Origin of the sequence: Burkholderia sp. BKH01, assembly GCF_025685725.1 — a bacterium.
GTDB classification, from domain to species: Bacteria; Pseudomonadota; Gammaproteobacteria; order Burkholderiales; family Burkholderiaceae; genus Burkholderia; species Burkholderia pyrrocinia_C.
Genome location: NZ_JAOTQT010000008.1, coordinates 36629 through 59908 on the forward strand (window position 1 = coordinate 36629; position 23280 = coordinate 59908).

17 protein-coding genes and 1 pseudogene are annotated in these 23280 nt (G+C 68.7%); 10 read left to right on the forward strand and 8 right to left on the reverse strand.

The window, feature by feature from the left end; genetic code table 11:
* Positions 1 to 88 precede the first annotated feature (88 nt).
* Positions 89 to 982 (reverse strand): LysR family transcriptional regulator, encoded by an 894-nt coding sequence (locus OEJ37_RS14655; protein ID WP_174419239.1) that lies wholly within the window; start codon positions 980 to 982, stop codon positions 89 to 91.
* Positions 983 to 1093: 111 nt separating this feature from the next.
* Here OEJ37_RS14655 and OEJ37_RS14660 point away from each other — a divergent pair, with 111 nt between their 5' ends.
* Together OEJ37_RS14660 and OEJ37_RS14665 are read left to right on the forward strand one after the other, a co-directional pair.
* Positions 1094 to 2161 (forward strand): YeiH family protein, encoded by a 1068-nt coding sequence (locus OEJ37_RS14660; RefSeq protein WP_175919365.1) that lies wholly within the window; start codon positions 1094 to 1096, stop codon positions 2159 to 2161.
* A 103-nt stretch (positions 2162 to 2264) separates the two neighbouring features.
* Positions 2265 to 3998, forward strand: a complete 1734-nt coding sequence (locus OEJ37_RS14665) for a ClcB-like voltage-gated chloride channel protein (RefSeq protein ID WP_263344783.1) — start codon at positions 2265 to 2267, stop codon at positions 3996 to 3998.
* An 86-nt stretch (positions 3999 to 4084) separates the two neighbouring features.
* Here the strand turns inward: OEJ37_RS14665 and OEJ37_RS14670 are convergent, their stop codons facing one another.
* Positions 4085 to 4705: a TetR/AcrR family transcriptional regulator gene (locus tag OEJ37_RS14670; protein ID WP_034181360.1), complete on the reverse strand. Its 621-nt coding sequence runs from the start codon at positions 4703 to 4705 to the stop codon at positions 4085 to 4087.
* Positions 4706 to 4883: 178 nt separating this feature from the next.
* Here OEJ37_RS14670 and OEJ37_RS14675 point away from each other — a divergent pair, with 178 nt between their 5' ends.
* From OEJ37_RS14675 to OEJ37_RS14690, 4 genes are all read left to right on the forward strand, one after another.
* Complete coding sequence (locus tag OEJ37_RS14675; RefSeq protein ID WP_174419243.1) at positions 4884 to 5993, forward strand: efflux RND transporter periplasmic adaptor subunit; 1110 nt, start codon at positions 4884 to 4886, stop codon at positions 5991 to 5993.
* Positions 5990 to 9139, forward strand: a complete 3150-nt coding sequence (locus tag OEJ37_RS14680) for an efflux RND transporter permease subunit (protein WP_174419244.1) — start codon at positions 5990 to 5992, stop codon at positions 9137 to 9139. Before OEJ37_RS14675 ends, OEJ37_RS14680 begins: the two co-directional genes overlap by 4 nt.
* 2 nt (positions 9140 to 9141) lie before the next feature.
* A complete protein-coding gene (locus OEJ37_RS14685) occupies positions 9142 to 10716 on the forward strand; it encodes an efflux transporter outer membrane subunit (protein WP_263344662.1) in 1575 nt (524 codons plus the stop codon).
* Between the two features lie 119 nt (positions 10717 to 10835).
* Complete coding sequence (locus tag OEJ37_RS14690) at positions 10836 to 11864, forward strand: MerR family transcriptional regulator (RefSeq protein ID WP_174419246.1); 1029 nt, start codon at positions 10836 to 10838, stop codon at positions 11862 to 11864.
* A gap of 102 nt (positions 11865 to 11966) precedes the next feature.
* On the opposite strand, the pseudogene OEJ37_RS14695 reads toward OEJ37_RS14690, so the two are convergent.
* Both OEJ37_RS14695 and OEJ37_RS14700 read right to left on the reverse strand, forming a co-directional pair.
* Positions 11967 to 12095 (reverse strand): annotated as a pseudogene (locus OEJ37_RS14695) (helix-turn-helix domain-containing protein); the annotation flags it as partial.
* Positions 12096 to 12126: 31 nt separating this feature from the next.
* Positions 12127 to 13524 carry a sigma-54 interaction domain-containing protein gene (locus OEJ37_RS14700; RefSeq protein ID WP_263344663.1) on the reverse strand — a complete coding sequence of 466 codons (1398 nt, stop codon included), beginning with the start codon at positions 13522 to 13524 and terminating at the stop codon, positions 12127 to 12129.
* 249 nt (positions 13525 to 13773) lie between these two features.
* Between OEJ37_RS14700 and OEJ37_RS14705 the strand changes: the two genes are divergently transcribed.
* The 4 genes from OEJ37_RS14705 (at position 13774) to OEJ37_RS14720 (ending at position 18949) form a co-directional block, all read left to right on the forward strand.
* The gene (locus OEJ37_RS14705; protein WP_174419248.1) at positions 13774 to 14658 is read left to right on the forward strand and encodes an MBL fold metallo-hydrolase; all 885 of its coding nucleotides are present in this window, start codon (positions 13774 to 13776) and stop codon (positions 14656 to 14658) included.
* A 30-nt stretch (positions 14659 to 14688) separates the two neighbouring features.
* A complete protein-coding gene (locus OEJ37_RS14710) occupies positions 14689 to 16359 on the forward strand; it encodes a bifunctional protein tyrosine phosphatase family protein/NAD(P)/FAD-dependent oxidoreductase (RefSeq protein WP_263344664.1) in 1671 nt (556 codons plus the stop codon).
* A gap of 18 nt (positions 16360 to 16377) precedes the next feature.
* On the forward strand, positions 16378 to 17184 hold the full coding sequence (locus OEJ37_RS14715; RefSeq protein WP_174419250.1) for a sulfite exporter TauE/SafE family protein: 807 nt from the start codon (positions 16378 to 16380) through the stop codon (positions 17182 to 17184).
* A gap of 151 nt (positions 17185 to 17335) precedes the next feature.
* Positions 17336 to 18949 (forward strand): RICIN domain-containing protein, encoded by a 1614-nt coding sequence (locus tag OEJ37_RS14720; RefSeq protein WP_263344665.1) that lies wholly within the window; start codon positions 17336 to 17338, stop codon positions 18947 to 18949.
* A 105-nt stretch (positions 18950 to 19054) separates the two neighbouring features.
* On the opposite strand, the gene OEJ37_RS14725 is transcribed toward OEJ37_RS14720, so the two are convergent.
* From OEJ37_RS14725 to OEJ37_RS14740, 4 genes are all read right to left on the reverse strand, one after another.
* Positions 19055 to 19876 (reverse strand): ABC transporter permease subunit, encoded by an 822-nt coding sequence (locus OEJ37_RS14725; protein WP_152863597.1) that lies wholly within the window; start codon positions 19874 to 19876, stop codon positions 19055 to 19057.
* Positions 19873 to 20799: an ABC transporter permease subunit gene (locus tag OEJ37_RS14730; RefSeq protein WP_174419252.1), complete on the reverse strand. Its 927-nt coding sequence runs from the start codon at positions 20797 to 20799 to the stop codon at positions 19873 to 19875. The genes OEJ37_RS14725 and OEJ37_RS14730 overlap by 4 nt, the downstream gene beginning before the upstream one ends.
* Complete coding sequence (locus tag OEJ37_RS14735; RefSeq protein WP_174419253.1) at positions 20796 to 21956, reverse strand: ABC transporter ATP-binding protein; 1161 nt, start codon at positions 21954 to 21956, stop codon at positions 20796 to 20798. The genes OEJ37_RS14730 and OEJ37_RS14735 overlap by 4 nt, the downstream gene beginning before the upstream one ends.
* Positions 21957 to 22042: 86 nt before the next feature.
* On the reverse strand, positions 22043 to 23137 hold the full coding sequence (locus tag OEJ37_RS14740; protein ID WP_263344667.1) for a polyamine ABC transporter substrate-binding protein: 1095 nt from the start codon (positions 23135 to 23137) through the stop codon (positions 22043 to 22045).
* Positions 23138 to 23280: the final 143 nt, after the last annotated feature.

Sequence of the window (23280 nt, forward strand, 5' to 3'; positions counted from 1 at the left end):
CGCCATAGAGGAAATCCCTAGGGCCGGGCGCCACGCGAACGCGCACCCGCCGGCGCGCATCGCACGTACCCCGGCGGGCTTCGGCCGCTCAGGCGAGGTCCTGAGCGAGACTCATTTCAAGGAACTGCGAGGCAACCCGCGACGGCGCGCCGCCATGCGGCACGAGGATGGAGAAATGACGCGTGAGCGGCGCGGGCGCCAGCGAGCGCAGCACGAGCGCCGCATCCTGATGACGCAGCGACATCGCGGACACGAACCCGACGCCCATCCCGGCACGCACGGCCTCCTTCACGGCCTCGACGCCCGCGATCTCGAACGCGACGCGCATCGGCGCGCCGCCGTGCGCGAACGCCCGCTCGACGAGTTGCCGCACGCCGGAGCCCTCCTCGCGCAGTACGAGCGGATGGGCGGCCAGCGCGGCCAGCGTCACGCCCGCATCGTAGTCGGGCGCGGCCAGCGGATGGCCGGCCGGCACGATCGCGACGATCTCGTCCTCGTGCCACGCATGCACGGCCGTGCCGGGCGGCAGCGCCTCGCCGGGCGGCCCTTCGATCATCGCGATGTCGAGCGACGGCAGCGCGGCGACCACGTCGGCCGTATTGCCGCTCATCGTCTGGATCGTCACGCGCGGCGCGCGCGGCTGGAACGCCGCGATCAGGTACGGCAGCAGGTAGCTCGCCGGCGTCGTGCTCGCGCCGATCCGCAGCGTGCCGGCCTCGAGGCCGCGCACCGCGTCGCGAAACGCGCGCGCCTGCGCGAACGTGTCGCGCTGCGCCTTCGCGTACTGCGCGAGCTGTTCGCCGACCGGCGTCAGCCGGATGCCGCGGCCGTCGCGCTGGTACAGCGGCTCGCCGAATTCGTCCTGCAGCAGCCGCAACTGGCCCGACACGGCCGGCTGCGACAGGTGCAGCGCCACGGCGGCACGGCTGATGTTCAGGTGTTCGGCGACGGCCGCGAACGTTATCAGTTGATCCGGGGTCATGGGAGAAAATTATCGGCTTTCCGGATAGTTTACGTCACAAATCACAATTTTTCATATCGATATAACGAAATTAGGATTACAGCATCGCAACACGCTCAATTACGGTGCTCCATGTCCACTGCCCCGACTCCCCATCTCAGCCAGGCCGCGCCGTCGATGCGCGGCCAGTTGAACGGCGTGCTGTTCGTCGCCCTGTTCGCCGCCGCCGTCACGAGCCTGTCCGAGCTCCCCGCGATCGCGGGGCTCGGCCTGTCGCCGCTGATCGTCGGCATCGTCGCCGGCGCGCTATATGGCAATGCGCTGCGCGACGGCATGCCGGCCAGCTGGGCGGCCGGCGTCAATTTCTCCGCGCGCAAGCTGCTGCGCATCGCGGTCGCATTCTTCGGGTTGCGCGTGAGCCTGCAGGAAATCGCGCAGGTCGGCCTGCCGGGCCTGACTGTCTCGGTGCTGGTCGTCGTCAGCACGCTCGTGATCGGCACCTGGGCCGGCATGAAGCTGATGAAGCTCGACCGCGACGCCGCGCTGCTGACCGCCGCCGGCAGCGCGATCTGCGGCGCGGCCGCCGTGCTCGCGTTCGAGTCGACGCTGCAATCGAAGCCGCACCAGAGCGCGATGGCCGTGGGCAGCGTCGTGCTGTTCGGCACTCTGTCGATGTTCCTGTACCCGATCGCGTATCACGCCGGGCTGCTGAACCTCGATCCGGCCGGCCTCGGCCTGTTCTTCGGCGGCACGATCCACGAGGTCGCGCAGGTGGTCGGCGCAGCCAGCGACATCAGCCCGCAGGTCGCGCACATCGCGACGATCGTCAAGATGACGCGCGTGATGCTGCTGGTCCCGGTGCTGCTGGTGCTCGGCTGGTGGCTCGCCCGCTCGGCCCGCGCGACGGCCGGCGGTGCGCAAGGCAAGCGCAAGGTGGCCGTGCCCTGGTTCGCGCTCGGCTTCCTCGGCTTCGTGATCGTCAATTCGCTGAACGTGCTGCCCACCGACGTCACCCACACGCTGAACGTGCTCGACACCTTCGCGCTGACGATGGCGATGACCGCGCTTGGCATCGAGACGCGCGTGTCGCAGATCCGCGCAGCCGGCCCCCGCGCACTGGTGACGGGCCTGATCCTGTACGTGTGGCTGATCGCCGGCGGCTACGGGATCACCTGGGCCGTGCAGCACTGGCTTGGCTGAGCCGCCCGTTCGCGACACTTCGCGCGCCGCGCCCGACGGGATGGTCCCGCGGGCGCGGCGCAGTGCTATGCTTCGCGTCGTTTTCCATCGCCCTCTTTCAGCCGTGCTCTCGTTCCTGCTGAAGCTGCGCACTCGCGCCGAAACGCTGTTCCGCCTGTCGGACGCCCATACGATGCTGATCTGGTCGGCCATCGTCGGCGTCGGCGGCGCCTTTGCCACCATGGCGTTCCGCGAAGGCATCGACCTGATGCAGCGCCTGATCTCCGGACACAGCGGCAGCTTCGTCCAGATGGCGAAGAGCCTGCCGTGGTACGTGCGGTTCTGGATGCCGGCCGCGGGCGGCTTCCTCGCCGGCTGCGTGCTGCTGCTCGCGACGCGCGGCGACAAGCCGTCCGGCAAGACCGACTACATGGAATCCGTCGCGCTCGGCAACGGCATCGTGCCCGTGCGGCAGAGCCTGTGGCGCAGCGTGTCGTCGCTGCTGACGATCGGCAGCGGCGGCTCGATCGGCCGCGAAGGCCCGATGGTGCAGCTCGCGGCGCTCGCCGCGTCGCTCGTCGGCCGCTTCGTGCACTTCGACCCGCCGCGCCTGCGCCTGCTGGTCGCCTGCGGGGCAGCTGCCGGCATCACGTCCGCGTACAACGCGCCGATCGCCGGCGCGTTCTTCGTGTCGGAGATCGTGCTCGGCACGATCGCGATGGAGAGCTTCGGGCCGATGGTCGTCGCGTCGGTCGTCGCGAACATCGTGATGCGCGAATTCGCCGGCTACCGGCCGCCGTACGAGATGCCGGTGTTTCCAGCCGTCACCGGCCCCGAAGTGCTGCTGTTCGTCGTGCTCGGCGCGCTGTGCGGCGTGCTCGCGCCGCAGTTCCTGCACCTGCTCGATGCGTCGAAGAACCAGTTCAAGCGGCTGCCCGTGCCGCTGCCCGTGCGGCTCGCGCTCGGCGGCCTCGTCGTCGGCGTGATCTCGGTGTGGATTCCGGACGTGTGGGGCAACGGCTACAGCGTCGTGAACCACATCCTTCATTCGCCGTGGACCTGGCAAGCACTCATCGCGGTACTCGTGTTCAAGGTGATCGCGACCGCCGCGACTGCCGGCTCGGGCGCGATCGGCGGCGTCTTCACGCCGACGCTGTTCGTCGGCGCGGTGTTCGGTTCGCTGTTCGGGCTCGCGATGGAAGCGCTGTGGCCCGGCCATACGTCGGCGTATTTCGCGTACGCGATCGTCGGGATGGGCGCGTTCATGGCGGGCGCCACGCAAGCGCCGCTGATGGCGATCCTGATGATCTTCGAGATGACGCTGAGCTACCAGGTCGTGCTGCCGCTGCTGGTGTCGTGCGTGTTCGCGTATTTCGTCGCACGCGCGACGGGCACGACGTCGATGTACGAGATCACGCTGCACCACTACCAGGACGCGCAGGAACGGCTGCGGCTGCGCACCACGCAGATGCGCGAGCTGATCCAGCCCGCGCAGACGGTCGTGCCGCTCACCGCGAGCGTCGCCGACATGACGCGCGTGTTTCTCGAATATCCGGTGAAGTACCTGTACGTGACCGACGACGCCGGGCGCTTCCGCGGCGCGGTCGCGCTGAAGGACATCACGTCCGACCTGCTCGACAAGCGCGACACGTCCGACAAGACGGCCGCGCACTACACGCATACGCCGTTTCCGCTCCTCACGCCCGACATGCCGCTCGCCACCGCGCTCGAACGCTTCATGGCGTTCCAGGGCGAACGGCTGCCGGTGATCGAAAGCGAAGCCGAGCCGACGCTCGCGGGCGTCGTCTACAAGACGTCGCTGCTCGACGCGTACCGGCGGATGACCGGCGAGCGCTGACGCGCGCGGTGCGGCTCGCGTCGCACCGCTTCATCGCATGCAGCCTGCCGCGGGTGAACGCGACGTCCGCGAACCCGCTTCCCCGCTCAGTCCGGCGCGCGCCCCAGCACGACCCGCGCGAAGAACCCCGCGAGCACCGATTCGGCCACGTCGGCCGGCACGTGCTGCGGATCGGCCGTGTAGTACGACTGCACGCCGTCGCACAGGCACATCAGCCCGAACGCGAGCGTCTCGGCCGGCAGCAGCAGCGGCGTGCCCGAGCGCTCGGCGAAGCGCTGGATGAATTCGGCCATCTGCAGGCGCTTGCCGTGCAGGAACTGGTTGAAGCGCACGCGGAATTTCGCGTCGCGCGCGGCCTGCAGCTTCGCCTCGCCCCACAGCAGCGAGAATTCGTCGTCGCGGAACAGCGTCCGGTAATGCGCGAGCGTCATCGACTCCATCTGTTCGCGCGTCCCGCCCTCGTCGAAGATCGCCTCGAAATCGGCCCGCACCGCCTCATGGTTGCGCTCCAGCAACTCCAGCAGCAGGTCCGACTTGCTGCGGAAATTCGAGTAGAACGCTCCGCGCGTATAGCCGGCCGCGGCCGCGATGTCCTCGACGCTCGCGGCCACATAGCCTTTCTTCAGAAAAATTCGATGCGCGGCTTTCAGCAGACGTTCGCGCGTCTGGTCCCTGCTCTGCTCGCGAGTTAAGCGCTGTGGTTTCATGGCGCGCAGTCTAGCACCATTACCCCTTCGGATTCATCTTTGCATTCAGATACAGGTGTGTATTAGAATCCGCCATTGTTTCTGAAATTGTTGTCCGCGCGCCGCTGCCGGCGCCGCTTGGGGCAAGCGCCCGTCGCGCTTGCCGGCTTCGTTCCGCTCCACCTCACCTGGGGGTTTCGTGAATCGCTCCGGTTCCCGCGCCGCGCTGCTGATCGGCGTCGCGCTCTTCGTCGCCGCCTGTCATCCGAAAGAATCCGCGCCGCCCGCGCCGCGCCCCGTCGTCGCGCTGCCCGCGCATGCCGACGGCGCCGCGGTCGCGCGCACGCTGCCCGGCGAAATCCAGCCGCGCTACGCGACGCCGCTGTCGTTCCGCATCGCCGGCAAGATCGTCGAGCGCAAGGTGCGGCTCGGCGATACGGTCAAGGTCGGCCAGGTCGTCGCGCTGCTCGATCCGTCCGACGTCGAGAAAAACGCCGCGAGCGCGCAGGCGCAGCTCGATGCCGCGACGCACACCCTCGCGTTCGCGAAGCAGCAGCTCGACCGCGACCGCGCGCAGGCGCACGAAAACCTGATCGCGACCGCGCAACTCGAGCAGACCCAGAACAGCTACACGTCGGCGCTCGCGCAGCGCGACCAGGCACAGCAGCAGCTCGCGCTCGCGAAGAACCAGCTCCGCTATGCGACGCTCGTCGCCGATCATGCCGGCTACATCACCGCCGAACAGGCCGACACCGGCCAGAACGTGTCGGCCGGCCAGGCCGTCTACCAGCTCGCGTGGTCCGGCGACGTCGACGTCGTCAGCGACGTGCCCGAGGCCGCGCTCGCGTCGCTCGCGCCCGGCCATGCGGCGACCGTCACGCTGCCGTCGCTGCCGGGCCGCCAGTTCGCCGCGAAGGTGCGCGAAGTCGCGCCGGCCGCCGATCCGCAAAGCCGCACGTATCGCGTGAAGCTCACGCTCGCCGCGCCCGATCCGGCGATCCGGCTCGGGATGACCGCGAACGTCGCGCTCGACGGCGCGCCGGCCGCCGGCGACGCGCAGCCGATCACGCTGCCCGCGACCGCGCTGTTCCACGACGGCGCGCATCCGGCCGTGTGGGTCGTGCGCACGAAGGACGACACGCTCGAATTGCGCCGCGTCGACGTCGCGCGCTTCAACGAGCGCACCGTCACCGTGTCGCACGGGCTGCAGCCGGGCGAGCGCGTCGTGCTGCAAGGCGTGCATACGGTCAGCGCGGGCGAGAAGGTGCGCCCGATCGCGCCGCTGCATCCGGAGGACTTCGCATCGTGAGCGCCTCCCGCGAAGAAGGCCGGTTCAACCTGTCGGCGTGGGCGCTGCGCCACCAGGCGCTCGTCGTCTACCTGATCGCGCTCGCGACGCTTGCGGGCATCCTTGCGTACACGCGGCTCGCGCAGTCCGAAGACCCGCCGTTCACGTTCCGCGTGATGGTGATCCGCACGTTCTGGCCCGGCGCGACCGCGCGGCAGGTGCAGGAACAGGTGACCGACCGGATCGGCCGCAAGCTGCAGGAAACGCCGGCCATCGACTTCCTGCGCAGCTATTCGCGCCCCGGCGAATCGCTGATCTTCTTCACGATGAAGGATTCGGCGCCCGTGAAGGACGTGCCCGAGACCTGGTACCAGATCCGCAAGAAGGTCGGCGACATCGGCTATACGCTGCCGCCCGGCGTGCAGGGCCCGTTCTTCAACGACGAATTCGGCGACGTCTACACCAACATCTGGACGCTCGAAGGCGACGGCTTCTCACCCGCGCAGCTGCACGACTACGCGGACCAGTTGCGCACCGTGCTGCTGCGCGTGCCGGGTGTCGGCAAGGTCGACTATTTCGGCGACCCCGACCAGCGGATCTTCATCGAGGTGAACAACGCGCAGCTCACGCGCCTCGGCATCTCGCCGCAGCAGCTCGGGCAGGCGATCAACGCGCAGAACGACATCTCGTCGGCCGGCGTGCTGACGACCGCCGACGATCGCGTGTTCGTGCGGCCGAGCGGCCAGTTCGACAACGTCGACGCGATCGCCGATACGCTGATCCGCATCAACGGCCGCACGTTCCGGCTCGGCGATCTCGCGACGGTCAAGCGCGGCTACGACGATCCGGTCGTCACCCAGATGCGCGCGGGCGGAAAAGCCGTGCTCGGCATCGGTGTGACGATGCAGCCCGGCGGCGACGTGATCCGGCTCGGCAAGGCGCTCGACGCCGAATCGAAGGACTTGCAGGCGCGCCTGCCGGCCGGCCTCAAGCTGGTCGAGGTGTCGAGCATGCCGCACGCGGTCGCGCATTCGGTCGACGACTTCCTCGAGGCGGTCGCCGAAGCCATCGCGATCGTGCTGGTCGTGAGCCTCGTGTCGCTCGGCCTGCGCACCGGGATGGTCGTCGTGATCTCGATTCCGGTCGTGCTCGCGGTGACGGCCCTGTTCATGTACCTGTTCGACATCGGGCTGCACAAGGTGTCGCTCGGCACGCTCGTGCTCGCGCTCGGGCTGCTCGTCGACGACGCGATCATCGCAGTCGAGATGATGGCCGTGAAGCTCGAACAGGGCTACACCCGCGCGCGCGCCGCCGCGTTCGCATACACCAGCACCGCGTTCCCGATGCTGACGGGCACGCTCGTCACGGTGTCGGGCTTCCTGCCGATCGCGCTCGCGAAATCGAGCACCGGCGAATACACGCGCTCGATCTTCGAGGTGTCGGCGATCGCGCTGATCGCGTCGTGGTTCGCGGCCGTCGTGCTGATCCCGCTGCTCGGCTACCACATGCTGCCCGAGCGCAAGCGGCAGGCGCACGAAGCGCACCTGCCCGACGACCACGAGCACGACATCTACGACACGCGCTTCTACCGGCGGCTGCGCGGCTGGGTCGACTGGTGCATCGAGCGGCGCTTCGTCGTACTGCTGATCACGGGCGCCCTCTTCGTCGTGTCGCTGATGGGCTTCTCGCTGGTGCCGCAGCAGTTCTTCCCGAGCTCCGACCGGCCCGAGCTGCTGGTCGACCTGCGGCTGCCCGAGGGCGCGTCGTTCGCGGCGACACTGCGCGAAACCGAACGCCTCGAGAAGGTGATCGACAAGCGCCCCGAGATCGACCATTCGGTGAACTTCGTCGGCAGCGGCGCGCCGCGCTTCTACCTGCCGCTCGACCAGCAGCTGCAACTGCCGAACTTCGCGCAGTTCGTGATCACCGCGAAATCGGTCGAGGATCGCGAGAAGCTCGCGACCTGGCTCGAAACCACGCTGCGCGACAAATTCCCGGCCGTGCGCTGGCGGCTGTCGCGGCTCGAGAACGGCCCGCCGGTCGGCTATCCGGTGCAGTTCCGCGTGAGCGGCGACAGCATCGCGACGGTCCGCTCGATCGCCGAGAAGGTCGCGGCAACGATGCGCGGCGATGCGCGCACGGTCAACGTGCAGTTCGACTGGGACGAGCCGGCCGAGCGCTCGGTGCGCTTCGAGATCGACCAGAAGAAGGCGCGCGAGCTGAACGTGACGTCGCAGGACGTGTCGAGCTTCCTCGCGATGACGCTGTCCGGCACGACGGTCACGCAGTACCGCGAGCGCGACAAGTTGATCGCGGTCGACCTGCGCGCGCCGCAGGCCGACCGCGTCGATCCGGCAAAGCTCGCGGGCCTGGCGCTGCCGACGCCGAACGGCCCGGTGCCGCTCGGCTCGCTCGGCCGCTTCGAGCCGACGCTCGAATACGGCGTCGTGTGGGAACGCGACCGCCAGCCGACCATCACCGTGCAGTCGGACGTGCGCGCCGGCGCACAGGGCATCGACGTCACGCATGCGGTCGACGCGAAGCTGAACGCGCTGCGCGCGCAGTTGCCGGTCGGTTATCAGATCAACATCGGCGGCTCGGTCGAGGAAAGCGCGAAGGCGCAGAACTCGATCAACGCGCAGATGCCGCTGATGGCGATCGCCGTGTTCACGCTGCTGATGATCCAGCTGCAGAGCTTCTCGCGCGTGCTGATGGTCGTGCTGACCGCGCCGCTCGGTCTGATCGGCGTGGTCGCCACGCTGCTGCTGTTCGGGCAGCCGTTCGGCTTCGTCGCGATGCTCGGCGTGATCGCGATGTTCGGCATCATCATGCGCAACTCGGTGATCCTCGTCGACCAGATCGAGCAGGACATCGCGGTCGGCCACGGCCGCGTCGACGCGATCATCGGCGCGACGGTGCGGCGCTTCCGCCCGATCACGCTGACGGCCGCGGCCGCCGTGCTCGCGCTGATCCCGCTGCTGCGCTCGAACTTCTTCGGGCCGATGGCGACCGCGCTGATGGGCGGCATCACGAGCGCGACCGTGCTGACGCTGTTCTACCTGCCCGCGCTGTACGCGACGTGGTTCCGTGTGAAGCGCGACGAACGCGACCCGCAGGACGGCCCGCCGCATGACGGCAGCACGCCGGCCGCGCCGTCGGGAGCCTGACCATGGATGTGTCGATGAACCTGAAAACCCAAGCCGTGCGCGCGCTCGCGGCCGCGAGCCTCGCCGGGCCGCTCGCCGGCTGCGCGTGGTTCGCGCCGAGCGGCGAGCCGCCCGCGATGCCGTCGCCCGCGCATTACGGCGCGGCGCCGCAAGTCCAGCAGACCGTGTCCGCGCAAGGCGTCGCGCAGCAGTTCGAAGTCGGCGCACGGCCGGTGCCCGACTGGTGGAAGCAGTACCGCTCCGATGCGCTGAACGCGCTCGTCGACGAAGGGCTGCGCAACAGCCCGACGCTCAGTGCGGCGTCGCACTCGCTGGATGCCGCGCGCGAGCAGTTGCGCGGGCAGATCGGCAGCTCGATGCTGCCGTCGATCGACGCGGTCGGCCAGGCCACGCGCCAGCGTGCGCTCGGCGTGCCGATTCCGGCGCTCGGCGCACCGACCTTGCTGTACGACACGTTCGTCGGGCAACTGCAGGCGAGCTACACGGTCGACCTGTTCGGCGTCTCGCGCTTCGCGAACCGCGCGCTCGCGAAACGCGTCGACGTCAGTGCGTTCCAGCTCGAATCGGCGCGGCGCGCGCTGGCCGCGAACATCGTCACCGCGTCGATCACGGTGTCGGTGCTCAACGCGCAGATCGATACGACCGAGCGGCTCGTCGCGCTCGCGAACGACCAGGCGCACGACGCCGAACGCCGCTACGCGCTCGGCTCGGCGTCGCGCAGCGACGCGCTGAACGCGCGGCAAAGCGCCGACACGTTCGCCGCAAGCCTGCCCGCGCTGCGCCAGCAGCGCGACTCGGCGCGCCATGCGCTCGCGGTGCTGGTCGGCCGCACGCCCGACCGGCCGCCGGCCGATCTCACGCTCGCCGATCTGCACCTGCCCGAGCAGGTGCCCGTCGTCGTGCCGTCGGACCTGCTGCAAAGCCGCCCGGACATCCAGGCGGCCGACGCGGGTCTGAAGGCGGCCGCGGCCGAAGTGGGCCTCGCGACCGCGCAGATGTTCCCGCAACTGTCGCTGTCGGCGGCGATGGGCCAAGGCGGCTTCAGCTGGCCGACCATGCTGTCGGGCGCCGGCGCGATCTGGAACGTCGGCGCGTCGCTGAGCCAGCCGATTTTCCACGGCGGCGCGCTGCTCGCGCAGCGCCGCGCGGCGAAGGCCACCTACGAGGCCGCGGTCGACCAGTACAAGCAGGCCGTGCTCGGCGCGTTCCAGAACGTCGCCGATTCGCTCGCGGCGCTCGAGCACGATGCGGAGGCGCTCGACGCGTCGTCTCGCGCCGCGCTGTCCGCGCGCGGTGCGTACGACGACGCGGCCGCCCGCGTGCGGCTCGGCGCGCTGCCGCCGTCGGCCGCGCGCGCCAGCGAGCTGCAGTACCGCAACGCGCGGCTCGACGAGATCCGCGCGACCGGCGCGCGGTTCGCGGATACCGCGCGGCTCTATCAGGCGATGGGCACGCCGCCGGCCGACCAGGCCGACAAATCCGATCGGTCCGGCAAAACCGGCAAGGCGGCCGACAACAACACAACCGGCCAGGAAGCACGCGCCGCCACGCCCGACACCGCGCCTTCGCCGCAATAAGCCGGCTCGTCGATCGGGCGCGCGGGCAACCCGGCGCGCGCCCGATTTTCGATCTTCCGCTTGACCCTCACGTAGCGTAACGTTCGAGACTCCAGTGTGCGTACCGAACGGAGCAACGAATGCAGCTGAAAGTGGGAGAACTGGCGAAACGCAGCGGGCTGACCGTCCGCACGCTTCATCACTATCACGCGATCGGCCTGCTGACGCCTTCGGCGCGTGCCGACAACGGCTACCGGCTGTACGACCGCCACGACATCGCCCGGCTCCACCAGATCCAGGCGCTGCGTCGCTTCGGACTGTCGCTCACCGAAATCGGCGACTACCTGAACCAGCCCGGCACCCCGCTCGTCGATCTCGTCGCGAAGCAGATCGCGCTGCTCGACCGCCAGCTCGCGCAGACCGCGCAGCTGCGCGAGCGGCTCGTGCATCTGCACGCGCAGCTCGCCGCGGGCACGGAGCCGGAACTGGCCGATTGGCTCACCACACTGGAGTTGATGACCGTGTACGACAAATATTTTTCCGAGGAAGAACTCGCGCGCATGCCGATGTACCGCAAGAGCCAGACGGGCGACGCGGAATGGATCGCGCTCGTCGGTGACGTGCGTGCGCTGCACGACGCGGGCGTGCCGCCCGAGGACGAGCGCGTGCGCGCGCTCGCCGGCCGCTGGATGACGCTGCTCGTGCGCGACACGAACAACGACCCGCGCCTGCTGGCAAAGCTGAACCTGATGCACGAGCGCGAACCGGCGATGCAGTCGAAGATCGGCATTTCGACCGCGCTGCGCGACTATGTGCTGCGCGCGACCGCCGAAACGAAGATGCGGATCTTCGAGAAGTATCTCGCGCCGGACGAAATCCGCTTCATGCGGGCGCACTACGGCAAACGCGCGATGGAATGGCCGCAACTGATGGGCGACGTCCGCGACGCGATCGACGCGGGCGCGAAGCCCGATTCGCCGGAAGGCCGCGCGCTCGCGCAGCGCTGGCTCGACCTGTTCTGCAGCTATGCGGGCCACGATCCGGCCACGCACGCGAAATTCCGTCACGCGATGACGAACGAGCCGGCGCTGACGAAGGACGCGTGGGTCGACGATACGCTGCTCGGTTTTATCCGCGAGGCAATGGCTCAGTTGGCGTCGGCGCGCTGATCGAATCGGACGCCGGCGGTCCGTGTGCGGGCAGCATGCCGCCTGCCACGGACCGCGCCGGCAACTCCTGGCCGCAAGACGCCGGGCCGCCGTCGCGACACGTCACTCCGGTTCACCCATGCCGACATCGCTGAATGCGGGCAGGTCGCCGGGCTGGCAATCGAGATAGCGGCAGATGGCCTCGAGCGTCGCAAAGCGGATGCCCTTGACCTTCCCCTGCGTGAGCAACGCATGCTCGTCATCGATACACCGGAACACCCGCTCACCCGCCGCGCGTGCCCAGCCCGAGCGCCTTCAAGCGCCGGTACAACGTGCGCTCGCTCATCCCCGTGCGTTCGGCCAGCGCCTTGCGCGTGCCGGTGAATTCGCCGGCGATCCGCGCCAGTTCCGCATCCGTCAGCGCGCCCGCCGCGCCCGCGCCGTCGTGCTGCGCCGCCGACGCCGCCACGAGTTCAGCCGGCAGATGCTCGACCCGGATCGTCCCGTCGTCCGCGAACAGGCATGCGCGTTCGAGCACGTTGCGCAGCTCGCGAATGTTGCCCGGCCACGCATACGCGTCGAGGCACGCACGCGCGCGCTCGGACAGCACGAACGGCCGGGCCGCGAACGGCCGCGCGCCCGCATCGCCCGCATTCGCGCGCGCGTTCGCGATCCGCCGCAGGATCGATTCGGCCAGCAGCGCGACGTCGCCCTGCCGTTCGCGCAGCGCCGGCAGCGGAATCGGGAACGCGTTGATCCGGTAGTAGAGGTCCTGCCGGAACCGGCCGTCGTCGATCATCTCGCGCAGCGGCTTGTGCGTGGCCGCGACGAGCCGGAAATCCGCGCGCAGCGCCTCGACGCCGCCGACGCGCCGGAACGTGCCCGACTCGATCAGCCTCAGCAGCTTCACCTGCATCGGCAGCGGCACGTCGCCGATCTCGTCGAGAAACAGCGTGCCGCCCTGTGCGGTCTCGACGAGGCCCGGCTTGCGCTGGTTCGCGCCCGTGAACGCGCCCTTCTCATAGCCGAACAGTTCGCTCTCGAACAGCGTCTCGGCGATCCCCGAGCAATCGACGACGACGAACGGCCCCATCGCGCGATCGCTCGCCTCGTGCAGCGCGCGGGCGAACAGCTCCTTGCCGGTGCCCGATTCGCCGAGCAGCAGCACCGGCAATAGCGACGGTGCGACGCGCTGCAGCGCGCCTAGCGCCGCGTTGAACGCGTCGGCGCCGCCGACCAGCCCTTCCGCGCTCGGCTGCGCGGACGCGCTGCGCACCGTCGTCAGCCGCTCGACATACGCGATCACGTTGCCGTCCGCATCGAAGATCGGCCGCAGCTCGACGTCGACGTGCTCGGGGCCACGCGGCGTGTGATGGATGTGCAGCACGCGGTTCAGCCCGCGCGATTCGAGCGCCTGCTTCATCGGGCAATGCTCGCCGGCCTGGTCGCACGGCACGTCGTAATGATGCGAGACCTGGAAGCAATGCCGGCCCACGTGCTCGACGCCCGCCACGCCGAACTGGCGCCGGTACGCATCGTTCGCCGCGAGGATGCGGTAGTCGGGATCGACGACGATCATCGGCTGCGGGTCCTGCTCCAGATAGGCGACGAGTGCACGGACGTCGGGCGTGACATCGCGGCGCGGCGCGGGAACGATCGGGATGGTGTCGTGCGGATTCATGCGAGCGCTCGGTGACGGTTCTGCCGGACGGACTGCCAGGCTGACTGCCAATTCTGCCACGACACTGCCAGATATGGCAGCCCACATGGTCGACCGGCTAGCGCCAACGCCCGCGTATCGCCGCGGCCGTGCCGAAAATCCGAGCCAAATCAAGTCTCTGGCCCATCGGCCGGCACCGCTGTGCCGCTTGGCATGCTTCTTGAGTCAGAGATCCCGATTGCAAATGCAGAACCCGATCGAGGACACCCCGTGAGCAACGCCCCCACGCTGTCGGTCGAAGGCTTTTTCGACCCGGCTACCCACACCGTCAGCTATCTCCTGCTCGATACCGCGAGCCGCGCGTGCGCGCTGGTCGACAGCGTGCTCGACTACGACCCGAAATCCGGCCGCACGCGCACCGCCAGCGCCGACCGGCTGATCGCCCGCGTCGCCGAACTCGGCGCAACCGTGCACTGGCTGCTGGAGACGCACGTGCATGCCGACCACCTGTCGGCCGCGCCGTACCTGAAGGCACGGGTCGGCGGCCGGATCGCGATCGGTTCGCACGTGCGCCGCGTGCAGCACGTCTTCGGCACGCTGTTCAATGCAGGCCCCGGCTTCGCGGAAGACGGCCGCCAGTTCGACCGGCTCGTCGACGACGGCGACACGCTCGCGCTCGGCACGCTGACGATCCGCGCGCTGCACACGCCGGGCCACACGCCCGCGTGCATGACCTACTGCGTCGACGACGCGACGCAGCGCGCGGCGTTCGTCGGCGATACGCTGTTCATGCCCGACTACGGCACGGCCCGCTGCGACTTCCCCGGAGGCGACGCGCGCACGCTGTACCGCTCGATCTCCCGCGTGCTCGCGCTGCCGCCCGACACGCGCCTGTACCTGTGCCACGACTACCAGCCGGGCGGCCGCGACGTGCAGTTCGTGACGACCGTTGCCGAGCAGCGCCGCGCGAACGTGCACGTGAAGGACGGCGTGACCGAGGACGATTTCGTCGCGATGCGCACCGCGCGCGATGCAACGCTCGACATGCCGGTGCTGATGCTGCCGTCCGTGCAGGTCAACATGCGCGCCGGCCACCTGCCCGAGCCCGAAAACAATGGCGTGCGCTACCTGAAGATCCCGCTCGACGCGATCTGAGCGCCGCCGCCCCCAACCGAGAACCCCGACATGACCACCATCCGCAAGCTGACCGACACGCTGTCGGTCTCGCCGCAGATCGCGGCGGCCGACCTGCCCGCGCTGCACGCGGCGGGCATCCGCGCGATCGTCTGCAACCGGCCCGACGGCGAAGGCCCCGACCAGCCGACCGTCACCGAGATCCGCGCGGCCGCCGCGCCGCTCGGCATCGACGTGCATTACCTGCCGGTCGACACGGGCAAGGTGACCGACGACCAGGCCGCGCAGTTCGGCGCGCTCGTCGCGTCGCTCGACGGCCCGGTGCTCGCATACTGCCGCAGCGGCACGCGCTCGGCCACGCTGTGGGCGCTGTCGCAAGCGGGCCTGCGCCCGCTGGACGACATCGTCGCGACGGCCGATGCGGCCGGTTACGACCTGCGCGCGCTCGCGTCGCGCGTCACGCAAGGCGGCAGGCAGGCGGCACCGGCCATCGACGCGCGGCACGACATCGTGATCGTCGGCGCGGGCGCAGCCGGTATCGCGGTCGCATCGAGCCTGCTCGCGCGCAACGCGTCGCTCGACATCGCGGTAATCGATCCGGCCGACGTCCACTACTACCAGCCGGGCTGGACGATGGTCGGCGCGGGCGTGTTCCGGCCCGAGACGACCGCGCGCCAGATGACCGACGTGCTGCCGCGCGGCGTGCACCGAATCCAGGCCGCCGTCGCGGGCTTCGAGCCCGACGCGCACACGGTCGTGCTCGACGGCTGCCGGCGCATCGGCTACCGCAAGCTCGTCGTGTGCCCGGGGCTCAAGCTCGACTGGCACGCGATCGACGGCCTCGCCGACACGCTCGGCCGCAACGGCGTCACATCGAACTACCGCTACGATCTCGCGCCGTACACGTGGGAGCTCGTCCGTACGTTCCGCGGCGGCAACGCACTCTTCACGCAGCCGCCGATGCCGATCAAGTGCGCGGGCGCGCCGCAAAAGGCGATGTACCTGTCGTGCGACCACTGGCGGCGCTCGGGGCGCCTCGAGGCCGCGAACGTCGAGTTCCTGAATGCGGGCGGCGCGCTGTTCGGCGTGGCCGACTACGTGCCCGCGCTGATGGAGTATGTGAATAGCTATGACATCGCGCTGTCGTTCGGCCATAACCTCGTCGCGATCGACGGGCCCGCACGCCGCGCGACGTTCGCGCGCGCGCTGCCGGACGGCGGCACCGAAACCGTCGTGCGTTCGTTCGACATGATCCACGTCGTGCCGCCGCAGAAGGCGCCCGACTTCGTACGTTCGAGCCCGCTCGCGGACGCGGCCGGCTGGATCGACGTCGATCCGGCGACGCTGCGGCACAAGCACTTCCCGGACATCTACGCGCTCGGCGACGCCACCAACACGACCAATGCGAAGACGGCCGCGGCCGCCCGCAAGCAGGCGCCCGTCGTCGCGCACAACCTGCTCGCATCGCTCGGCCACGCGCACGGCGACGCCGCGTACGACGGCTACGGCTCGTGCCCGCTCACGGTCGAGCGCGGCAAGATCGTGCTCGCCGAGTTCCTGTACGGAGGCAAGGTCGCGCCGACCTTCCCCGCCTGGCTGATCGACGGCAAGCGCCCGTCGCGGCTCGCGTGGCTGCTCAAGGAACGCGTGCTGCCGCCGCTCTACTGGAAGGCGATGCTCAAGGGCCGCGAATGGCTCGCGAAACCCGCGATCGCACGTTGACCGGAGCCCGATGACGTCATGCTGATTTCCCTCGTACTCGGCGGCTTCGTCGGCGCCGTGCTCGGCCTGACCGGCGCCGGCGGCGGCATTCTCGCGGTGCCCGCGCTCGTCGTCGGCATGAGCTGGCCGATGCAGCAGGCCACGCCCGTCGCGCTTGTCGCGGTGGCTGGCAGTGCCGCGCTCGGCGCGCTCGAAGGCTTCCGCCGCGGGCTCGTGCGCTATCGCGCCGCGCTTCTGATGGCCGTGGCCGGCGTGCCGCTGACCACGCTCGGCGTGCGGCTCGCGCACATGCTGCCGCAGCGCCTGCTGCTCGCACTGTTCGCGCTGACGATGCTGATCGTCGCCGGCCGCCTGCTGCGGCAGGCGCTGCGGCACGCACCCGTCGACGCGGACGCGTCGCCGCTGTGCGTCGGCCGCGTGAATCCCGATACGGGCCGTCTCGTGTGGTCCTGGCCGGTCGGCTTCGCGCTCGCGTCGACCGGTGCGGTGACGGGCCTGATGACGGGGCTGCTCGGCGTCGGCGGCGGCTTCGTGATCGTGCCGATGCTGCGCAAGTTCACGAACGTGTCGATGCACGGCATCGTCGCGACGTCGCTGATGGTGATCGCGCTGGTCGGCGCCGGCGGCGTGTTCGCAACGCTCGTATCGGGCACGCGCGCACCGCTCGACGTGACGCTGTGGTTCACCGCCGCGACCGCGCTCGGCATGGCCGCCGGCCGCGGTGCGTCGCGGCACCTTGCCGCGCGACACGTGCAGGCCGGCTTCGCGGCCGTGCTCGTATGCGTCGCGCTCGGGCTGCTGGCGAAGGCGGCGTTCGGCGCGTGAACCGGCTCAGGAGCCGAGTGCGGAATCGATCCCGCACCCGGCTCGCGACGCACCCCATCCGTCGCGAATTCGTCAGGACCGCATGCTAGACTCGCCACCGCACGCCCGTCCGTCGCGCGTCGAAAACGAATAACTATTCAGGAGTCCAGCCATGCTCGCCCCCTCCGTCAGCCGCGCGGCAATCGCGGCGCTGATGCTCGCTCCGTTCACTGCGTTCGCCGCGCCCGCCTATACGGCGGCGTTGACGCTCGCCAGTCTCTCGCCGTCCGTCGGCGGAACCGACAAGGCGACGCTGAAACTCGCCAACACCGGCACCGAACCGGCTGCCGCCGGCCTCTCCATCGGCATGCCCGCCGGTTTCACCGCGAACGGTTTCACGAGCGCGTGCGGCGGTACGCTGACCAGCGACGGCACCGCGCAGCTCGCGCTGACCGGCGCGACGGTGCCGGCAGGCGGCGCATGCACATTCACCTTCACACTCGGCGTACCGCCCGTCGCGTCCCTGCCGCCACCGGGCGCGCGCAGTTTCAGCATCGCGGCCAGCACGGCGCCGGGCCTCGCGACACTGTCGGCCAGCACCGCGCCGACGCTCAACGGCTTCCTCGGCGCGACGCCGGGGCTTTACAGCAACACGTGGTTCCCGTCGACGCTGCGCAGCGTCGCGATCCTCGACCTGTTCATCACGCCGCAAACCGACCCGGGCCCGAACTCCAACGTGTTCTGGTCGAACCAGGTCAACTCGCTGCACGGCTACACGGGTTTGCAGTCGACCGAACTGGTGTCTGCCAGCGAAGGCACGGGCAAGCAATTCCTGTTCAGCCTGTGGGGCGCCACCGCCGCGAAACCCGGCACACCCGCGAGCGCAGGCGTCGGCGCGGGCAGCTACTGCACGGTCAGCGGCTCGGCGACGGATGGCAGCGCCGGCGCGCAATGCCGCTATCGCTACGAGTGGCAGGCGGGCCACACGTACCGCTTCCGCATCACGCCGGACACGAGCCAGGGTCCCGGCTGGTTCAAGAGCAACGTGACCGACGTGACGGGTGGCGTGACCGGCGACAGCTTCGACATCGGCAGCATCTACGTCGGCACGACGCAAACGCAGGTTCCGGTCTCGTCGATCAGCCAGTGGGTCGAGTACGTCGACTGGAATTCGAGTCGCACGAGCTGCGCGTCGGTTGCATATACGAACGCGCAATTCAGCGTGGCTGCCTACGACGGGCTCGGCAACCCGGTGACGGTGCCTGTCCCGTCGGTCACGGTCAACAAGACCTGCCCCGCCGCCTACGCAAACGCATCCGAATCGAACGGCGTCGCGACGCTGATCGGCGGCCCGCGGCAGTCGGCCGCAGGCCTCGTCAAAGCGAATGGCGCTTGCCTGACCGCATCGGGCGGCCTGCGCGACGGCAATGCCGCGGTGCTCGGCGCCTGTCCGACGCTCGCGTCGGTGCGCGCGTCCGGCGGCACGCACTTCAATCCGCAACTGTGGGTCGCCGCGGGCGACGGCACGCTGCAGACCAAGTACAGCTACTGCCTCACCGCGCAGGCACCGAGCGCGGGCAACAGCGCGCTGCTGCGCACCTGCGTCGCCGGCGAGGCCGATCAGCAATGGCTCGTCAAGGCCGGCACGGCGCCCGGTTCGGCACAGCTCGTGTCGCAGCCGACGGGCCGCTGCCTCGCGCCCGCCGCCGGCGGCACGCTGAGCCTCCAAACGTGCGCGGCCGCCACCGCGGTCTGGACGACGCCCGGCAAGAGCTTCGCGTACTGACCGGCGGCGACCTGCGCTGAGCGGCACGCAGATCGCCCAAACAAAACGCCCGGCCCGACTCGTCGTCGGCACCGGGCGTTTTTTATTGCGGCCGCGACCTGCGCGTCAGGTCGCGAACCCCGCCATCCGCTTGCGCTCCTGGCGCAGCATCACGAAGTTCGCGATCACGACGCCGGCCGTCACCGCGACGATGAACAGCGTCGCGAGCGCGTTCATTTCCGGATTCAGCCCGAGGCGCACGCGCGAGAACACGACGAGCGGCAGCGTCGTCGAGCCGGGGCCCGACAGGAACGCCGACAGCACGAGGTCGTCGATCGACAGCGTGAACGACAGCAGCCAGCCCGCGATCAGCGCCTGCGAGATCAGCGGCAGCGTGATCGTGAAGAACACCTTCAACGGCGTCGCGCCGAGATCGAGCGCGGCTTCTTCCAGCGACGGATTCAGCTCGCGCACACGCGACTGCACGATGATCGCGACGTACGAGATGCACAGCATCACGTGGCCGAGCCAGATCGTGAAGATGCCGCGCTCGGCCGGCCAGCCGATCCACTTCGCGAGCTCGATGAACAGCAGCAGCAGCGAGATCCCCTGGATCACCTCGGGAATCACCAGCGGCGCGTTGATCATCCCGCTGAACAGCGCGAAGCCGCGGAAGCGCCCCATCCGCGCGAGCACGAAGCCGGCCCACGTGCCGATGAACACCGACGCGAACGCGGTCAGCATGCCGATCTTCAGCGACAGCCACGCGGCCGTCAGCAGTTCGTCGTCCTCGACGAGCGCCGAGTACCAGCGGAACGAAAAGCCCGACCACACGGTGACGAGCTTCGACTCGTTGAACGAATAGACGATCAGGCTGATGATCGGGATGTACAGGAACGCGAAGCCGGCAAACAGCGCCGCGAACTGCAGGTAACGATTCGGCTTCATCGACGGGCCTCCTGCTCCTTCGCCTGGAAGTGCTGGAACATCGCCATCGGCACGAGCAGCAGCAGCACCATCGCGCAGGTCACCGCCGACGCCATCGGCCAATCTGCGTTGTTGAAGAACTCATTCCACATCACGCGGCCGATCATCAGCGTGTTCGCGCCGCCGAGCAGTTCCGGAATCACATACTCGCCGACCGCCGGAATGAACACCAGCAGGCAGCCCGCGATGATCCCGTTCTTCGACAGCGGTAGCGTGATCTGCACGAACGCCTTCCACGGCTTCGCGCCGAGGTCGTACGCGGCCTCGAGCAGGCGCAGGTCCATCTTCACGAGGTGCGCGTACAGCGGCATCACGAGGAACGGCAGGTACGAATACACCATCCCGATGTACACCGCATAGTTCGTGCGGTACAGCTCGATCGGCGTATGGGTCAGGCCGATCCACATCAGGAAGTTGTTCAGCAGCCCGTTGTTCTTCAGGATGCCGATCCATGCGTACACGCGGATCAGGAACGACGTCCAGAACGGCAGCATCACGCCCATCATCAGCAGGTTGCGGGTCGCCGGGTTCGAGCGCGCGATGTAGTACGCCATCGGATAGCCGATCAGCAGACACAGCAGCGTCGTGACCGCGGCCACCCACACCGAATTCACGTAGGTCGAGAAATACAGGCTGTCCGTGAACAGGAACGCGTAGTGCGACAGGTTCAGTGCGACGTGCACGACGCCGTCCGCGTACGACGCGAGCTCCGTGTACGGCGGGATGCCGAGCTGCAGCTCCGCGAAGCTGATCTTGACGACCAGCACGAACGGCACGAGGAAGAACAGCACGAGCCACGTGAACGGCCCGGCGACGACCGCCGTCGCACCCGTCAGGTTGAAGCGCCGCACCGGCCACTCGAGCAGGGACTTGAACGCGCTCATGACGTCAGCACCACGCCTGCGGTCGCGCTCCAGCGCACGTAGATCTCGTCGCCGAGCGCCGGCGTGTCGAGCTCCGAAATCGCGAGGCTCGACACGTTCGCGATCACCGTCTTGCCCGCGTCGAGCTTCACGTGATACAGCGAATAGCCGCCCATGTACGCAACGTTGCTGATCCTGCCGCGCGCCCAGTTGAACGCGCCTTCGGGCGGCTTGCGCGTGAGCGCGATCCGCTCGGGGCGCACCGACACCGTGACCGGCATCCCGAGCGGGCCCGAGATCCCGTGGCTCACGTACAGCCGGCTCGGCAGCTCCGGCGATTCGATGTACACGTGGTCGGGTTCGTCCTCGACGGTCACGCCGTCGAACAGGTTCGTCGAGCCGATGAACTCGGCCGAGAAGCGGCTGTTCGGGAATTCGTAGACTTCATTCGGCGAACCGATCTGCACGATCTGGCCTTCGCTCATCACCGCGAGGCGGTTCGCCATCGTCATCGCTTCTTCCTGGTCGTGCGTGACCATGATGCAGGTGACGCCGACCTTGTTCAGGATGTTGACGAGCTCGATCTGCGTGCGCTGGCGAATCTGCTTGTCGAGCGCCGACATCGGCTCGTCGAGCAGCAGCAGCTTCGGGCGCTTGACCAGCGAACGCGCGAGCGCGACGCGCTGCTGCTGGCCGCCGGAGAGCTGATGCGGCTTGCGCTTCGCATACTTGCTCATCTGCACGAGTTCGAGCGCCGCATGCACGCGCTCCTTCAGCTCGGCCTTCGGCACGCCTTCCTGCTTGAGGCCGAACGCGACGTTCGACTCGACCGACATGTGCGGGAACAGCGCATACGACTGGAACATCATGTTCACGGGCCGCTTGTACGGCGGCATCTGCGCGAGATCCTCGCCGTCGATCAGGATCTTGCCCGACGTGACCGTCTCGAGGCCCGCGAGCATGCGCAGCAACGTCGACTTGCCGCAGCCCGAACTGCCGAGCAGCGCGAACAGCTCGCCCCGGCGCACGGTCAGGTTGACGCTGCGCACGGCCTCGGTGTCGCCGAATTTCTTCACGACGTCGACGATCTGGACAAAATTCTCGGCGCGCGCATCGGCGCCGGAGGAGGAAACGGAGGACGGTGCGCCCGCGACCGGCGCACCCGACTGGCTATTCATGATGTGCTGCTTCTCTCCTGCGTTTAACGAACAAAGCCCCCGGGGGCACCAGGGGCTTCATGACTGCTGGGGAACGCCGGCTCGCGTCAGCGGCCCGACTTCAGCTCGGTCCACAGACGCGTCTGCAGGCGCTGGATTTCAGGCGGCAGCGGCTTGAGCAGGAACAGCGTCTTCACGACGTCGGCCGGCGGGTAGACGGCCGGGTCGTTCGCGACGTCGGGCCGCACGTACTTGCGTGCCTCGGCGTTCGCGCTCGGGTAGTACACCGCGTTCGTGATCGCCGCGTGCACCTTCGGATCCTCGATGTAGTTGATCCACTGCAGCGCGGCATCCTTGTTCTTCGCGTCCTTCGGGATCGCCATCACGTCGAACCACACCGGCGCGCCGCCCTTCGGAATGTAGTACTCGACCTTGTACGGCTTCTTCGCCTCGATCGCGCGATGCTTCGCGATCACGACGTCGCCCGACCAGCCGAACGCGAAGCAGATGTCGCCACCGACCAGGTCGTTGATGTAGCCCGACGAGTTGAATTGCGTGATGTACGGGCGAATCTTCTTCAGCACTTCCATCGCGGCCTTGTAGTCGGCCGGGTTCGTGCTCATCGGATCCTTGCCGATGTAGTGCAGCGCAGCCGCGAACATCTGGTCGGGCGCGTCGAGCACCGACACGCCGCAGGTCTTCAGCTTCGACAGGTTTTCCGGCTTGAACAGGATGTCCCAGTTGTCGAGCGGCACCTTGCCGAGCGCCTGCTGCGCCTTCGTCAGGTTGTACGCGAGACCGGTCGTGCCGTACGCCCAGGGCACCGAGTACTTGTTGCCCGGGTCCGCGCCGGCGACGAGCGCCATCAGTTGCGGGTCGAGGTACTTGAGGTTCGGCAGCTTCGACTTGTCGAGCGGCGCGAAGATGCCGGCGGCGATCTGCTTGCCCGCGTAGTTGCTGGTCGGCACGACGATGTCGTAGCCCGAGCTGCCCGTCAGCAGCTTCGCCTGCAGCGTGTCGTCGCTGTCGTAGTTGTCGTAGCGAACCTTGACGCCCGCCTGCTTCTCGAAGTTCGGGATCGTGTCCTTCGCAATGTAGTCCGACCAGTTATAGATATTGAGCTGCGTATCCTTCGCCGCTGCCGCCGATGCACCCACGCACAGCGCGAGCGCTGCGAACCGGCCCACTACTTTTGCTTTCATCCCGTTCTCCCTCCGGCCGGACCGTTTGTCCGGCTGCCGTCTGCCTCGTCACGGCGGTGCATTCTGGTGCTCCGCCCCTCGAAAACCCCGAAAACTACCACCATTCGCGCTCGGTCACAAAAAAATCATGCCGGTGTCGCGCA